The organism is Alcaligenes aquatilis, assembly GCF_003076515.1.
In the GTDB taxonomy this organism is placed as follows: Bacteria; Pseudomonadota; Gammaproteobacteria; order Burkholderiales; family Burkholderiaceae_B; genus Alcaligenes; species Alcaligenes aquatilis.
Genome location: NZ_CP022390.1, coordinates 126,708 through 142,331, shown reverse-complemented (window position 1 = coordinate 142,331; position 15,624 = coordinate 126,708). Strand labels below are relative to the sequence as shown.

At 58.1% G+C, this 15,624-nt stretch carries 13 protein-coding genes; 6 read left to right on the top strand and 7 right to left on the bottom strand.

Going from position 1 to position 15,624, the window contains the following annotated elements; translation table 11 throughout:
- Positions 1-50: 50 nt before the first annotated feature.
- The 6 genes from CA948_RS00625 to dinB all read right to left on the bottom strand — a co-directional run bounded on the left by CA948_RS00625 (position 51) and on the right by dinB (position 7,996).
- Positions 51-1,241, bottom strand: coding sequence for an acetylornithine transaminase (locus CA948_RS00625; RefSeq protein WP_094195198.1), 1,191 nt, complete (start codon positions 1,239-1,241; stop codon positions 51-53).
- 272 nt (positions 1,242-1,513) lie between these two features.
- Positions 1,514-2,575: a serine hydrolase domain-containing protein gene (locus CA948_RS00620; protein ID WP_108727045.1), complete on the bottom strand. Its 1,062-nt coding sequence runs from the start codon at positions 2,573-2,575 to the stop codon at positions 1,514-1,516.
- On the bottom strand, positions 2,575-5,109 hold the full coding sequence (locus tag CA948_RS00615; protein ID WP_108727044.1) for a TonB-dependent siderophore receptor: 2,535 nt from the start codon (positions 5,107-5,109) through the stop codon (positions 2,575-2,577). Before CA948_RS00615 ends, CA948_RS00620 begins: the two co-directional genes overlap by 1 nt.
- A gap of 78 nt (positions 5,110-5,187) precedes the next feature.
- Positions 5,188-6,168 carry a FecR domain-containing protein gene (locus CA948_RS00610; RefSeq protein WP_238988627.1) on the bottom strand — a complete coding sequence of 327 codons (981 nt, stop codon included), beginning with the start codon at positions 6,166-6,168 and terminating at the stop codon, positions 5,188-5,190.
- On the bottom strand, positions 6,165-6,716 hold the full coding sequence (locus CA948_RS00605; RefSeq protein WP_326833659.1) for a sigma-70 family RNA polymerase sigma factor: 552 nt from the start codon (positions 6,714-6,716) through the stop codon (positions 6,165-6,167). Before CA948_RS00605 ends, CA948_RS00610 begins: the two co-directional genes overlap by 4 nt.
- A gap of 74 nt (positions 6,717-6,790) precedes the next feature.
- Positions 6,791-7,996, bottom strand: a complete 1,206-nt coding sequence (gene dinB / locus CA948_RS00600; protein ID WP_108727042.1) for a DNA polymerase IV — start codon at positions 7,994-7,996, stop codon at positions 6,791-6,793.
- 177 nt (positions 7,997-8,173) lie between these two features.
- Here dinB and CA948_RS00595 point away from each other — a divergent pair, with 177 nt between their 5' ends.
- The 5 genes from CA948_RS00595 (at position 8,174) to CA948_RS00575 (ending at position 13,782) form a co-directional block, all read left to right on the top strand.
- Positions 8,174-9,745, top strand: coding sequence for an ABC transporter substrate-binding protein (locus tag CA948_RS00595; protein ID WP_108727041.1), 1,572 nt, complete (start codon positions 8,174-8,176; stop codon positions 9,743-9,745).
- Positions 9,746-9,900: 155 nt separating this feature from the next.
- The gene (locus CA948_RS00590; RefSeq protein WP_108727040.1) at positions 9,901-10,887 is read left to right on the top strand and encodes an ABC transporter permease; all 987 of its coding nucleotides are present in this window, start codon (positions 9,901-9,903) and stop codon (positions 10,885-10,887) included.
- Between the two features lies 1 nt (position 10,888).
- Positions 10,889-11,803 carry an ABC transporter permease gene (locus CA948_RS00585; protein WP_108727039.1) on the top strand — a complete coding sequence of 305 codons (915 nt, stop codon included), beginning with the start codon at positions 10,889-10,891 and terminating at the stop codon, positions 11,801-11,803.
- 3 nt (positions 11,804-11,806) lie between these two features.
- A complete protein-coding gene (locus CA948_RS00580) occupies positions 11,807-12,781 on the top strand; it encodes an ABC transporter ATP-binding protein (protein ID WP_108727038.1) in 975 nt (324 codons plus the stop codon).
- Positions 12,778-13,782, top strand: a complete 1,005-nt coding sequence (locus CA948_RS00575; protein WP_086069875.1) for an ABC transporter ATP-binding protein — start codon at positions 12,778-12,780, stop codon at positions 13,780-13,782. The genes CA948_RS00580 and CA948_RS00575 overlap by 4 nt, the downstream gene beginning before the upstream one ends.
- Positions 13,783-13,950: 168 nt before the next feature.
- Here CA948_RS00575 and panD read toward each other — a convergent pair whose 3' ends face one another.
- A complete protein-coding gene (gene panD / locus CA948_RS00570) occupies positions 13,951-14,511 on the bottom strand; it encodes an aspartate 1-decarboxylase (RefSeq protein WP_094195190.1) in 561 nt (186 codons plus the stop codon).
- Between the two features lie 262 nt (positions 14,512-14,773).
- On the opposite strand from panD, the gene CA948_RS00560 reads away from it, so the two are divergent.
- A complete protein-coding gene (locus CA948_RS00560; RefSeq protein WP_094195188.1) occupies positions 14,774-15,553 on the top strand; it encodes an ABC transporter ATP-binding protein in 780 nt (259 codons plus the stop codon).
- Positions 15,554-15,624 lie beyond the last annotated feature (71 nt).

Genomic DNA, 15,624 nt, shown 5'->3' with positions numbered 1-15,624 from the left:
GACCAAAAAAATCCGCCCGAAGGCGGATTTCTTTATGGCAGCAACACGACTTAGCCGCGAACCTTGACCAGAATTTCGTCCAGCCAGGCTAGCATCAGGTCGATTTCATCAGCCGTGATGTTCAAGGCTGGCATGAAACGCAGCAGGTTAGGGCGAGGTGAATTCAGCAACATGCCTTCCGGAGCACGGTCGCGGGCCGCAGCCACAATTTCCGGGCCGTCATCCTGATCCAGAATCAGGGCACGCAGCAGGCCTTCACCACGTTCACCATCCATGCCCCACTTGGCGCTGATGGCCAGCAAGCCTTCGGACAGTTGCTTGGCGCGGGCGTTGACCGAATCCAGGAAGCCAGGAGCGGTCAGTTCATCAAACACCGCCACGCCAGCGGCGGTCATCAAGGGATTACCGTTGTAGGTACCGCCCTGATCACCAGGTTGAAAGCAGGAGATTTCCTCGCGTGCGCACAGTGCCGACAAAGGCACGCCACCACCAATACCTTTACCCAAGGTCATGATGTCAGGACGGATGCCCGAGTGTTCGTAAGCAAACATAGTGCCGGTACGGCCCATACCGGTTTGCACTTCATCCACGATCAGCAGCAGCTTGTGCTCGTCGGCCAGAGCGCGCAGGCCCTTCATGAACTCCACGGTCGCGGGAATAACACCGGCCTCGCCCTGTACGGGTTCAAGCATGATGCCCACGGTTTGATCGTCAATCAGTGCGCGCACGGATTCCAGATCATTCAACTTGGCTTTGGGGAAACCTTCAACCTGAGGCGCAAACATGCGATCCCAGCCGGGTTTGCCGGACAGGGACATGGTGGCCAGGGTACGGCCATGGAAAGAGTGCTCAAAAGAAATGATCTTGTAAGCGTTGTTCTTGTTGATCTGACCCCATTTGCGCGCCAGCTTGATGGCGCCTTCGTTGGCTTCACCACCACTGTTGGCAAAGAACACACGATCAAAGCAGGAGTGTTCCACGATGCGTTTGGCCAACGCGATAGAGGGCTCGTTGTAGAACGCCGGCGAGGGGTTGATCAATTTGGACGCTTGTTCGGTGATCGCCTTGATGACGTTGGCAGGGCTGTGGCCCAGCGCGTTCACGGCCCAGCCCTGGACGGTGTCCAGGTATCGCTTGCCGTTGTGGTCTTGCAGCCAGGAACCTTCTCCTCGCACAAAGACCAACTCCGGACGCTGGGTAATTTCCATTAATGCACGTACACCGGCCCGATCGAATTCCATAACGGCAAACCTTGATGAAAATGAAAGAAAAAAAATAAGCCAGCCCGGCGGCTGGACAATTAATTCTAACGCAGCCCACCCCCGGCAGGACGCTTATGCCTGGGACAATGTCCATCTGGACAGCGATTGTCCCTTTTCTGGTACAGCTTGATGCGAAAACAGCGCGGTTCCTGACTTATCAACAGGAGCCGCGCTGTTTTGCTTGAAGCCTGAAGGCTTGTTTTCAGGTGCTACGCTGCCATATCAAACAGGGCTCCGGTCAAGTCGTACCATCAAGGTTGATACACAATGGGCTCCAGTTGCCCGATACCGGTCTGCAGCAGCCGCTCGGCCATGGCACGCACATCCCAATGAATCGCGTTACACATCACCGCCGCCCCCTGACGCCGCTCCGGTGAGTAGGCCATGAAGCTGTGATAGCCCGCCCAGCCTCCACCATGTCCCCAGGCAGCATAGTCCTCACCCAGTTGCACCGTTTCCAGCCCGAACTGGTAATTATTTTTGGGTTCGGTAGGGGCCGATTGCGTCAGCAGACTACGCAGCCCCATCAGCGGCTGCCCCTCCGGGCTCTGCAAGACCGTGTCTTGCTCCAGATGCTGCAACCAACGCCACATATCTGCTGCGCTGCTATGCACCTGACCATCGCCCGTCTGCTCCCAACTGGATTCACTGTTTTGTACTTGCCCATCCTTGACCCGATAGCCACGAGCCAATTGTGGCAACGCAGACGGGTAGCGATCCACAATCGCGGTTTCGTCCATGCCCAAAGGTTCAAAAATATAGCGCTGGGAAAACCGGGTCAGGGGCTGGCCGCTGACCCGTTCCACCAGTTGGGCCAGCAGAAAATACCCGGTATTGCTGTATTCAAACCGCTCACCCGGCGTAAAGCGCAAAGCGGGATGGGCAGCCAAAACCTCCAGCGTCTCAGACACGGTGACCGTCTCATGCTCTCGGCCTGCCTGGTACAAGGGCTCGATGTAATCCGGCAAACCACCGGTATGACGCAGAACTTGTCGAACAGTGGGTTTGCCCAGTTCACCGGGCAGGTCCGGCCAATACCGGGCCACGGGTTCATCCAAAGCCAATTTTCCATCCCGAACCAGCATCAGGGCAGCCAAGGCAGTGAACTGCTTGGACAGGGAGGCCAGATTAAAGCGCGTGTGCTCGTCGATGTACTGACGTTTTTCCAGATCCGCCCACCCCCAGCTTCCTGTGCGTTCCCCTTGCTCCGGATGCAGCAAGGTCCAGGCGCAACCCGGTTTCAGCAGGGGACTGGCTTGTGCGTTGACACTCAAACCCAGGCCCAGCAGGGCTAGCCCTATCAGTCGTCTCATCAGAATCGTCCTGAAAAAGTTAAAGACACCTGTCGACCCAGGCCCCAGCCGCAAGTCCACAAGGAACCGCAGCCATTGACGTACTGTTTGTCGGCAATATTGGTCACATTCAAAGAAAGTTCGCTGTTTTTCAGCTCAGGCGAGATCCAGCCCAACTGCGTCGCCATCCGGAAATCCGCCACGGTATGGGCCGGGATGCGCAGGCTGGCGTAGCCACCACCGGCCACATCAATGTCCCCGCCGTGGGACGAGCCCACATGACGGATCCCCAGCCCCATAACCGTGCCAGCCAGCGCTGTGCGCCCGGTAAAGGTGTAATCCACCCACAAGGCGGCTTGATGGCGCGGTGTATACAAGGCCGGTTTGCCCTGTTCTTCAGGGATCTCACTGCTAAGCACTTTGGTATTCAGGTAGGAATAACTGCCTATCACAGACCAGTTAGGCGACAAACGGCCCGTGAGCGCTAACTCCAGACCGCGCGAACGCAGTTCTCCGGTTTGCACCTGATCCGGGAAGCCGTGAATCGGGTCGTCCGTCAGCCTGTTGGTCTGGCGCAAATCAAACACGGCGGCACTGGCCATCCAGTTCGCGCCCTCGGGCTGATACTTGACGCCGACTTCGGTCTGCTTGCCTTTCATGGGCCGGAAGGCCACACCGTCTGCCGTCACACCGGCAACAGGCTCAAACGAGGTGGCATAGCTGATATACGGTGCCCAACCCGAATCGAAACGATACAAGGCACCCAGGCGACCCGTGGTGGCCTTGTCGCTCTGGCCCAAATCATCCTCTCCGGACCGGCGGCGGCTGGTGCCACTGACGGAGGACCGATCATGACGCAAGCCAGCCACCAGACGCCAATTCCCCCATGAAACCTGGTCTTGCAGATACACGCCGGTCTGATGACGCCGGTTACTGACTTCACTCAAGGTGGTAAAAGGCCCGATCATTGCGCCATACTGCGGGTCATACAAATCCAGCACACCGCCGCTGCCTTCCGGGCCTACCGAGGCGGTCTGACGACGGGCATCAAAAGTGCCCCGGTAATAGTCCAGACCCAGCAACACCGTATGCTCGGCCTCCCCCAGGTTCCAACGCCATTCGGACTGCGTGTCCACACCCAAGGAGCGGGATGTTCCTGTCCCCCGGTTGGCGTAGCGTTCCAGCGTGCGCCAATCCCAACCGCCTAGACTGGGATCGTCGAAGGAATACATATCGCTGGTCACCGATTCCATCACCGACTTGATGCGTTGCACGCGCAAGTTCTGGCGCAGTGTCCAGTTGTCGTTGATGTCATAGACCGCCGCCCAGCCGACCATATCCTGATCGCGGTCATAGCGATCAAAATGTGGCTCGCCGATAAAGCGTGACAGAGGGATTTTGCCGTTGGGGTTATCAAACAAGGTGCCGTAGGCGGGCAACCACATATAGTCACTGCCGCCACGGTCGCGTTGCACCGAACCCATCAGGACGATTTCACCGTTCTCGCCCAGCGGCAAGGTGACGGAAGGGGCCAACAACAGGCGTTTACGCTTGACGTGATCAGTACGGCTTTCGGTATCGGAACTTAGTGCCAGCACGCGCCAGGCACTGACGCCATCCTGACCCAATGCGCCGCCCAGATCCACGCTGCCCCGTAGCTGACGCGGCGCCCCCAAGGTCAGTTCAATATTGCGTTGGTCCACTTGAGTAGGGCGCTTACTGACCATATTGACCATACCGCCCGGCACCATCTGACCATACACCACCGAGGCCGGCCCCTTCAGGACTTCAATGCGCTCCAGCATGAAAGGATCAACCTGCAGCAAGGTCCAGTTATTGCCCGCACCGCTGCCGCCGGCCAGCTTCACGCCGTCCAGCCACGCCACGGAATCTGCATTGAAGCCACGCAAGGACATAGTGTCAAAACGTGAATCCACCCCATCAAATTCCACCGCCACGCCCGGCACGTAACGCAAGGCTTCGCCCACCGTGCGAGTGGCCAGAGACTCGATCTGTTGCTGCGTCACGACGGCGATCGAGGCCGGCGTGTCCATGATGTCCGCATCGCTCTTGGTCGCCGTTGCGCTGCGCCTTGCCAGCAGGCCATTCGCGGGCCCGGTTGCGCTTTCGCGTTGAGCCTGCACACGTACCGCTTCCAGCTCCTGGTGACTGCGTGTGCTCAAGCCAGGCGCAGCGCGCAAACGATAACCGCGACCATCCGCCACGGCCTCCAGACCGCTACCTTGCAAAATCTGCCGTAAACCTTGTTCCGGTGTGTAAGCGCCCCTCAAGCCCATGCTGGTCTTGCCGGCAGTCAAAGACGCATCAATAGCCAGTAAAAATCCGCCACGCGCCGCAAACTGATTCAAGACCTGATCCAGAGTGCCTGCGGCAATGTCATAGCTTATTTGCTGACTACTCATGCTTTGAGCCTGAACGCTGGACAACGACAAGGCTCCCGCCAGGCTTGCCGCCAGCAAGCACGGCCCCAGGGCCGAACGGGCAATAGTGAAACGTCTGGGCCGGACCGCAGAACGCATGGATTTAATCAACATGGCCTCTCTCTTCAGGAATAAGCAGCCCGGAACAAAAACCGGGCCTTTGCATATATCCCGAACGAGAATCAAAAAGTGCTACGCCGACGCCGATACCGTGACCCAATACGGCGTCATCATCCGTACCTGCACGGGCAGAGCCTGCGACACCGATTGCAAAATCGCGTCCGTATCCTGCAAGGGGTAGACGCCCGAAATCATCAGCCCAGCCACCGCCGGATCACAGCGCAAGACTCCCGCCCGATAACGGGCGACTTCTGCCAGAAAATCACCCAAACGCCAGCGCTCTGCAACCAGCAAACCACGCTGCCAGGCGCTGGCCTGCTCATTGGCTGGTTCTGGGGTATAGCTTTGCTGCTTGCTGAACAGGACCTGCTGTCCGGCCTGCAAGCGTGTGCGCTGACCGACATGGCGGGGGCGCAGTTCTACCGCCCCCTCATAAACCTGGACCGAGACACGCGCCTTAGAAGGCCAATGTCGCACCAGGAAACGGGTACCCAGCGCCTGAACTTCCCCTTCGGGGGTCTGCACCACAAAAGGCCGATGCCGGATTTGCGGGTCGGATGCCGTACTGATCAAAACCTCGCCACCCAGCAAGACGACATTGCGTTGCGTTTCGCTGTATTGCACGTTCAAGGAACTGGCCGTATTCAGGGCCAGCGCGGTGCCATCGGGCAAAGTCAGCTCTTTACGCTGGCCTGATGCAGTGCGGTAGTCTGCATTCCAGGCCGCCCATTGGGGTGTGCGACTCACGCCATAACTGCCCAGCCCGCCACACACCAACAACAGGAAGCTACGCAAAATGGCACGACGCCGCTGTACAGCCTGGGCGGACAAACCAGCCTGCAAGACCTGCGACGCCACCTCCTGCGGCGCAAGCTGCATTTGCTGACCAAACTGCTGGATACGGGCCCAGGCCTGCTCATGCAAGGGGTCGGCCGCCAGCCAGATCTGAAAGTCCTGCTGCTCGTGCTCTTGCACTTCACCAGACCAAAAGACGACTTGCCATTCCAGGGCCTGGGCATCAACAGGACTCATGGCGGGACGGGGTGTGCTCACGGCAGGGCGCTCGCGTCCAGATCAGCCATCACAGCAAAACAGGCTTGAGTGGCCTGCAGCATGTATTTGCGTACTGTCGCCACAGCAATGCCCTGACGCTGAGCAATGGCCGAGTAAGTCAGGCCCTCGTAGCGCGACAATAAAAATACTTGCTGGACGCGACCGGGCAGCCCGTCCAAAGCAGCGCAAATACGCAGCAGCACTTCCAGGGTCAGGGCACGTTCTTCAGGAGAGATCGCCGTCGGTTCCGGCATATGCGCCAAGGCATCCAGATACGCCTGCTCAATTTGCTGACGGCGGTAGCGATCAATGACCAGCCCCTTGGCGATCTGCATCAAGTGAGGGCGGGCCTGCTCCGGACCGGGGATGCGGCCCGAGCTCATGACACGCACATAAGCGTCATGCACCAGATCGGCCGCATGGTGAGAACAGCCCAAACGTCGCCGTAACCAATCGTGCAGCCAGCCACGGTGCTGGCAATACAACACATGTATATGTTGCTGCATCTGAGCGACGGTCATCACTTCGGTGGCGGGGCGCTCGTTCACGGGCGACTATCCTGAAACTCAAATAAGAATGAGTCTCATTATATGTATATGCGGCTGGTCTGCCTAGTTTTGAATCAGAACAAGCCGTCCAGATCCAGTTGCCGGGGCTGCTCCTGCGGCATTTCACTGATAGGCAGCAGGGCACTGGCTTTCACGCCCAGCAAGCGCAAGCGCCTGTCCAGTACGGCGCGTTTCAGATTCTGGCGGGCAGCAGCCAGAATGGCATCCGCCGCCAGCACCGGCGCGGGCAGAGACAGGTCGCGCGTCACGGTTTTGAAGTCCTCGAACTTCAGCTTGATCCCTATGGTTTGGGCGCACATGGCGGATTTGCGTAAATCCTGTTCCAGCTTTTCACACAAGGACTCCAGCACAGCAGACAGGCGGGAGCGATCCATGCGCACGTGCAGATCACGCTCGAAGGTGGTTTCACGGCTGATGGATTTGGGCGTGCGGTCGGTGGACAAGGGGCGCTCGTCCTGGCCTTGGGCCACGGCCATCAGCCATTGCGCGTAGCGCAGGCCAAAATGTTCCTGCAGTTTTTCTGCAGGTGTAGCGGCCAGTTCCCCAATCTTCTCTATGCCCATTTCCGTCAGTTTCACGACCGACTTGGGACCAATACCATTGATCTTGCCCACGGCCAGCGGCCAGATGCGGGTGGGGACATCATCCATGGTCAGCACACAGGCCCCATTGGGCTTGTTCAATTCCGAAGCAATCTTGGAGAGCAGCTTATTGGGCGTGATGCCTACCGAACAGGTCAGGCCCGTGGCCTGGTTCACCGCCTGGCGGATCTGCTCGGCTAATTCGTGGCTGTCTTCGGTTTTATGACTCAGGTCTACATAGATCTCGTCGATACCCCGATCCTCGATATGCTCCGAAACCGTCGCCACAGCCTGTTTAAACAAGCGCGAATAATGGCGGTAGGCTTGAAAATCGGCAGGTAGCAAGATGGCATCAGGGGCTAGTTGGGCCGCCTTCATTAAACCCATGGCCGAGAACACACCCAACTGACGGGCTTCATAAGTCGACGTCGTAGCGACCCCGCGCCCAACATAATCCGCCAGACGGGCATGTTGCCAACTACCATCGGGCAATTTACGCGGCGTATCCGCACTGCGCCCGCCAATCACCACGGGGCTGCCACGCAAATGCGGGTAGCGCAGCAGCTCTACCGAGGCATAAAACGCATCCATATCCACATGAGCGATACGCCGCTCCAGGGGTTTCTCTTCTTGTGCCGCCACCTTGATCAGCCCGTTAACTGTATATATGTACACCATTATAGCGACAAGTCTGCCCCGCGCTGATCCGGCCTGAATAAGCGTAGAGATGATATAAATCACTAATACTCATTAAGCTGACGGCAGGCTGAAACTACATATTGAATCGGCAACAAGCGCCCGGTTACTATGCAGCCTCTCTATCAGCGACACCAACCATCCCATCAGGAGGTTTTCATGAACAAAACAGTATTGGCTGCTGCGCTGGCAGCTCTGGTCGCCCTGCCCCTGGTAGGCCACAGCAAGACGCTTACTTGGTCCAGCCAGGGTGACTTCATGACCCTGGACCCCCACGCACAGAACGAAAACCTCATCATTACTGCCAGCTCGTATGTGTATGAGCCCTTGGTGGACTACAACAAAGACTTCCAGTTAACACCTGCACTGGCGACCTCCTGGGAACAGCTAGAGCCCACGGTCTGGCGATTTACTCTGCGCGAAGGCGTGAAGTTTCATGACGGCGCGCCCTTTACCGCTGACGACGTCGTGTTCTCCATCCACCGTGCCATGGCTCCCACGTCCAATTTCAAAGCCTACGTCAACGGCATTGATAAAGCGGTCAAAGTGGACGATAAAACGGTGGATATCATTACCACCGCCCCCAACCCTGTACTGCTGCGACAGTTGACCAACGTCTTTATCATGAACAAAGACTGGTCCGAAAAAAACAAGGCCCAACAGCCGCAGGATTTCAACAAGAACGAAGAAACCTATTCCTCGCGCAACACGAACGGCACTGGCCCCTACAAAGTGAAGTCCCGTGAAGTGGATGTGCGTACCGTCTTTGTGGAAAACGAAGAGTGGTGGAACAAAGGCAATAAAGTGGGCAACGTCACCGAAGTGATCTACGTGCCTATCAAGCAAAACGCCACCCGTACCGCCGCCTTGCTGTCGGGCGAAGTGGACCTGGTGTTGGACCCACCAGCACAGGATTTGCAGCGTCTGCGCCAGCAAGCCAAGGTGGTGGAAGGTAATGAATACCGCACTATCTACCTAGGCCTGGACCAAAAGAGCCCCGAACTGAAGTACAGCAGCATCAAGGGCAAGAACCCCTTTGCTGACCAGCGCGTGCGTGAAGCTCTGTACGTGGCCATCGACATTGAGGCCATCAAAAAAGCAGTGATGCGCGGTTCCTCCGCCCCCACTGGCACAATGATCGCTCCACAGGTTCACGGCTACACCAAGGAATTGGCGCAGCGCCTGCCTTACAACCCGGACCGGGCCAAAGAATTGCTGAAAGAAGCTGGTTACGACAATTCCCTGACCTTCACGCTGGACTGCCCGAACGATCGCTACATCAACGATGAAGCCATCTGCCAGGCCATTGTGGGTATGTGGGCCAAGGTCGGCGTCAAGGCCAACCTGAACGCCATGCCTCGCGCCACCTACTTCCCCAAGGTGCAAAACTACGACAGCAGCGCCTATATGTTTGGCTGGGGCGTGCCAACCTTTGACGCACTCTACACCCTGCAAAGTCTGATGCACAGCAAGGGCGAGGGCGCTGACGGCTCCTTTAACTTTGGCAACTACAACAACGCTGAAGTTGACACCCTGATCGACCAGATCAAGACCGAGACCGACACCGCCAAACGCGATGCGGCCATTCATAAGGTTCTGGAAATTCATGCCAAAGAAGTGGGCCACATCCCACTGCATGACCAGATCATTCCTTGGGCAATGGCTAAAAAAGTCGACGTCATTCACCGTGCGGATAACCGCATGGCGGCTCAATGGGTCACCGTGCAATAAGCCTTTCTTGCCTATCCTGCCCCGCTGCCATGCGGGGCAGGTCTTATGTAGTCCATCGTCTTCATTTCTGCACACGCCCCCTTGACGGGCCCTTTCTACACATTAAGGACGACACTGGTCGCGAGTGATCCTCGCGCTCTACCAGGAGACCGCCTATGCTGGTATTTATTATTCGCCGTCTGATCCAGGCTGTTCTGGTGATGCTGACGGTCAGCCTTCTGGCTTTTGTGCTGTTTCGCTACATTGGTGACCCGGTCACCATCATGCTGGGGCAGGACGCCACCGAACAAGATCGCGTGGAGTTGCGCGCCAGCCTGGGGCTGGACCAACCTGCTCCCGTTCAATTCGGACGCTTCGTGGGCCAGGCCGTAAAAGGCGAGTTTGGTCTGTCCCTAAGGCAAGCCCAGCCTGTCTCCACACTACTCAAAGAACGTCTGCCTGCCACCGTCGAGCTATCCGTGGTGGCCGCCATACTGGCCTTGCTGATCGGCCTGCCGCTGGGCGTGTACACCGCCTTGAAGCGCAATGGTTTCATGGCGCAAAGCATTCTGGCCTTTTCATTGCTGGGCATATCCTTGCCCACCTTCCTGATTGGTATCTTGCTGATCCTGATCTTCTCCGTGCAATTGGGCTGGCTGCCCAGCTATGGCCGGGGGGAAGTCCTGAAGTTTGGCTGGTGGAGTACCGGCCTGCTTAGCTGGGACGGGATCAAGCATTTGATCCTGCCCGCCATCACGCTCTGTTTGTTCCAGCTCACGCTGATCCTGCGTCTGGTGCGCTCCGAGATGCTGGAAGTGCTGCGCGCCGACTACATCAAATTTGCGCGTGCCCGTGGCCTGTCGCAACGCGCCATCCACTTTGGTCACGCCCTGAAAAACACCATGGTGCCGGTTATCACCATCACGGGTCTGCAACTGGGCGGCATTATCGCCTTTGCCATCGTGACGGAAACCGTTTTCCAATGGCCGGGCATGGGTCTGCTGTTTATCCAGGCCGTGCAATTTGCCGACATCCCCGTGATGGCGGCCTACCTCTGTCTGATTGCCCTGGTATTTGTTGTGATCAACCTGCTGGTAGACCTGCTGTACTTCCTGGTCGATCCACGTCTGCGTACCCAATTGTCGGGCGCCAAGGGGCACTAATATGTTCGCTAAATTAAAAACCGCCTGGGATAGCGATCTGGTCTGGTCCTGGCGTCACTCCCCCGTGGCCATCGCGGCCACCATCATGGCCTTGCTGCTGTTTATCGGTGCATTGGGTGCCCGCTGGGTGGCCCCCTGCGACCCGTTCGATCTGACCTCTATCGACCTGATGGATGCCTTGCTGGCACCGGCCTGGTCGGAGAACGGCTCGCCCCAATACTGGTTGGGAACAGACAGCCAGGGTCGTGACCTGTATTCAGCCCTGTTGTACGGGACACGCACCTCCTTGCTGATCGGTCTGGCCTCGGTGGCTCTGTCCATGGTGGTCGGCATTGTGCTGGGCCTGCTGGCCGGTTACTCCGGTGGCCGTGTGGATGCCTTCATCATGCGGGTGGCCGATGTACAACTGTCCTTTCCAGCCATTCTGATTGCCTTGCTGATCGACGGTGTGGCCCGTGCGGTGTTCCCCTTGAGCATGCACGATGTGGTCGCCTTTCCGGTGCTGATCGGGGCCATTGCACTGGCTGGTTGGCCGCAATATGCCCGTACCGTGCGCGGCTCCACGTTAGTGGAAAAAAACCGTGAATACGTGCAGGCTGCCCGCGTTATTGGCGTGTCCTCGCCACGCATCATGTTCAGCCATGTGCTGCCTAATGTGATGGGTCCCGTGCTGGTGCTGGCCACCGTGCATCTGGCCACTGCCATCATTACCGAAGCCACGCTGTCCTTTCTGGGTGTCGGCGTACCGGCCACCTCGCCCTCCCTGGGCACCCTGATCCGGGTCGGTAACGACTTCCTGTTCTCGGGCGAATGGTGGATCACGATTTTCCCTGGCCTGATGCTGGTGCTGCTGGTGCTGTCGGTCAACCTCCTGGGCGACTGGTTGCGTGACGCCCTGAACCCCAAATTGAGCTAAGCCATGACTGCACTCTTAACTGTCCAAGACCTGTGTGTCGAATTCCCGACCCGGCGTGGGGTGCTCCAAGCCCTGGATCATGTGTCCTTTTCCATCGCCCCTGGTGAAGTACTGGGAGTGGTGGGGGAGTCCGGTGCCGGCAAATCCCTGACGGGTTCCTCCATTATTGGTTTGCTCGATGCCCCCGGTCGCATCAGCGGCGGCCAGATCCTGCTGGAAGGCGAGCGCATCGACAATCTGAACCAGGACCAAATGCGCAAGATTCGTGGCCGCAAGATTGGCGCGATTTTCCAGGACCCGCTGACCTCGCTGAACCCGCTCTATACCGTGGGCCATCAGTTGGCTGAAACCATCGTGACGCACCTGCCCCTGTCCTGGAAACAGGCACAGGAACGCGCCATCGAATTGCTGGAAGCTACCGGCATTCCGGCAGCGCGCGAGCGTATCGACCACTATCCGCATCAGTTCTCTGGCGGCATGCGCCAACGGGTGGTGATTGCGCTGGCCCTTGCAGCCGAGCCCAAGCTGATCGTGGCGGATGAACCCACCACGGCACTGGACGTGTCTATTCAGGCGCAGATTATCGACCTGCTGAAAACGCTCTGTCGCTCGCAAGGCACCTCGGTCATGCTGATTACCCACGATATGGGGGTGATTGCCGAGACCGCCGACCGCGTGGCCGTGATGTATGCCGGTCGCATTATCGAGATTGGCCCTGTTCAGGATGTGATCCAAAAACCCAGCCACCCCTATACCCGTGGCTTGATGCGTTCCATCCCCAATCTGCACGCCGGACTGGAACGTCTGGAACAAATCCCCGGCAGCATGCCGCGCCTGAACGCCATCCCGCCCGGCTGTGCCTTCAATCCGCGTTGTGACCGCCGTTTTGATCGTTGCCTGGTCGAACGCCCCGAGCTGTTGCCTGTTCCCCCACAAACACAGGCGGCCTGTTGGCTGCATGCACAGGAGTCCGCATGAGCGCCCCTAAACAAGCCCTGGTCCAGGTCAAGGACGCTGCCTGCTGGTTTGATGTGTCCCCGCCTTTGCTGGAACGCCTGGTCTACCGCAAACCCAAGGTAAATCTGCGGGCGGTCGATGGCGTCAGCTTCACCTTGAACAAGGGTGAAACGCTGGCCCTGGTCGGAGAGTCCGGCTGTGGCAAATCCACCGTGGCCCGTTTGCTGACGGGTCTGTATTCGCTGACACGCGGCGAGATTCTGTTTGATGGTCAGTCCCTGAAAACCATGGACAAGGCCAGCCAGAAGGCCATGCGCAAGCGTCGTCAGATGATTTTCCAGGATCCCTATGCCAGCCTGAATCCGCGCTGGCGCGTGGGCCGCATCATTGCCGAACCACTGGTCACGCACACCGACATGAGCAGCGCCCAGCAAGAGGCCAAAGTAGCCGAGCTGCTGACGCAAGTAGGGTTGAACCCCAGCGACGCTCAGCGTTACCCGCACCAGTTCTCCGGCGGCCAGCGCCAGCGTATTTCCATTGCCCGTGCGCTGGCCCTGCAGCCTGAATTTATCGTCTGTGACGAGCCGACCTCGGCGCTGGACGTGTCGGTGCAGGCACAGGTACTGAACCTGATGAAGGATTTACAGCGCGAGCTGGGGCTGACCTACCTGTTCATCTCGCACAACCTGGCTGTGGTACACCACGTGGCCGATCGGGTTGGCGTCATGTATTTGGGCCGGATTGTGGAAATTGCGCCACGCGATGACCTGTTCGCGCAGCCTCGCCACCCCTACACGCGCATGTTGCTGGGAGCCATTCCCGACATGAGCGGGGCGGGCAAAAGTCGCATTCCGGTAGCAGGGGAAGTGCCCAACCCGCTGAACCCGCCATCAGGCTGTACCTTCCATCCACGCTGCCCGCTGGCCAATGATCGCTGCCGCCGCGAAGCCCCGGCTTTGCTGCAAACCGGGCAGCACGAAGTGGCTTGCCATGCTGTAGAAGAAGGGCGCGATCAGGCCTGATGTAAAAAACGCTGCATCTACTGCCTTTGGCAGTGGCTGCAGCGTTTTTTTGACCGCTGATTATTCTTGAGCAACACACCTTTCCTGGTCGGAAAGCAGGGCTGGAAAATACCCAGGGTGATGATGTTCTAATGAGCAGCCGGACCATTGCGGCCCGGCGCAAAAATATCAGTTTTGAGTCGCAGGCGCGAAATCGGCCAGATGGCAGGACAAAATGTCAGCAATAGCGCGATCATCCAGACCACGGGAGCGCAGGTCAGCGGACAGGGCGTCCACATCCACACGGGCCAGAGGACGCTCGGCACCACGAGGGCGGTCGTCACGCACCACGCGAAAGTCGTAATCGCGCTGGGCGGTCTTGGCCACTTCGTAGTGCATGACTTCGTCCACTTCGTTTTCTGGCGTGAAGGTCAGCACGGTAGGGCGCAGGGAATACAGGTCTTCGGAGTTCATCACGTATTCGGTTGCGCAGATGATGACGGTATCGCCTTTCTGACAGGTACGAGCCGCCGCGCCATTCAGGACTACACAGCGCGAACCGGGTTCACCGAAGATCACGTAGGTAGAAATACGGGCACCGCTGTCCTTATTCCAGATTTCCACAAACTCCATGGGTAAAATGCCCGCTTGTTCGCAGATTTCCGGATCCAGGGTGATCGACCCGTGATAGTTCAAGTCGGCACCGGTCACCTTGATACCATGCAGCTTGGCACGAACCACTTTTTTCATGACAACACTCTCTAGAAACAGGTCCCCTAAAAACGGACACCTAAACTTGGCTAAAACGCGGCTTGCGCTACGCCCTTAGCCCGATCAGGGCTGCGGGAAAGACTGCATCATAAACCCAGAAATGCGCCCAAATCCGTTTAGACCCACAGATTTGTACGGGAAAACCACAAGCCCAATGATTTGCCTGGCGGCCAGTCTGTGCTGTAATCCCCTCTGCCGCGTCGCACCGGTCTTTTTTATTTTCAATACGATACCGCTTTCCATGCCCAACCTGCTCATCGAGAATATTCACAAACGCTATGGCACCCTGGAGGTCCTCAAGGGAGTCTCTCTAAGCGCGGAGCCGGGCGATGTCATCAGCCTGATCGGTTCCAGTGGCTCGGGCAAAAGTACGTTCCTGCGTTGCATCAACTTTCTGGAAGCGCCCAACTCGGGCCGTATCGTCATCAAGGGCGAGGAGCTGAAAACCCGTCTGGACCCTAAAACGGGCGAACTGGTTGCAGTCGATAAACAACAGCTCAAGCGCCTGCGTACCAGCCTGGCCATGGTGTTCCAGCACTTCAACCTGTGGTCCCACATGACAGTGCTGGAGAACATTACCGCCACGCCTATTCATGTGCAGGGAATGGACAAGGCTCAGGCCATTGCCAAAGCCGAACTGTATCTGGACAAGGTAGGCCTGTCGCGCGATCTGGCCAAGCAATACCCCGCCTTCTTGTCCGGTGGCCAGCAACAGCGTGTCGCCATTGCCCGTGCGCTGGCACTGGAGCCCGAAGTCATGCTGTTTGACGAGCCGACCTCGGCACTGGACCCGGAACGGGTGGGCGAAGTTTTGCGTGTTATGCAGAATTTGGCCGAAGAAGGGCGCACGATGGTGGTCGTTACGCACGAAATGAGTTTTGCACGGAACGTCTCCAGCAAGGTGGTGTACCTGCACGAAGGCCAGATCGAAGAAGAAGGCCCACCGGAAGAAGTGCTGGTATCGCCACGCAGCCCTCGTCTGGCGCAATTCCTGGCGGCAGGTGGTTCGTCAAAGGGCTAAGATGCCCGTCTACGGCACGCAGAGCAGTTTGACGGGGCTGTGACTGGCTATTCTGCCCCTTGGGTCGGTTG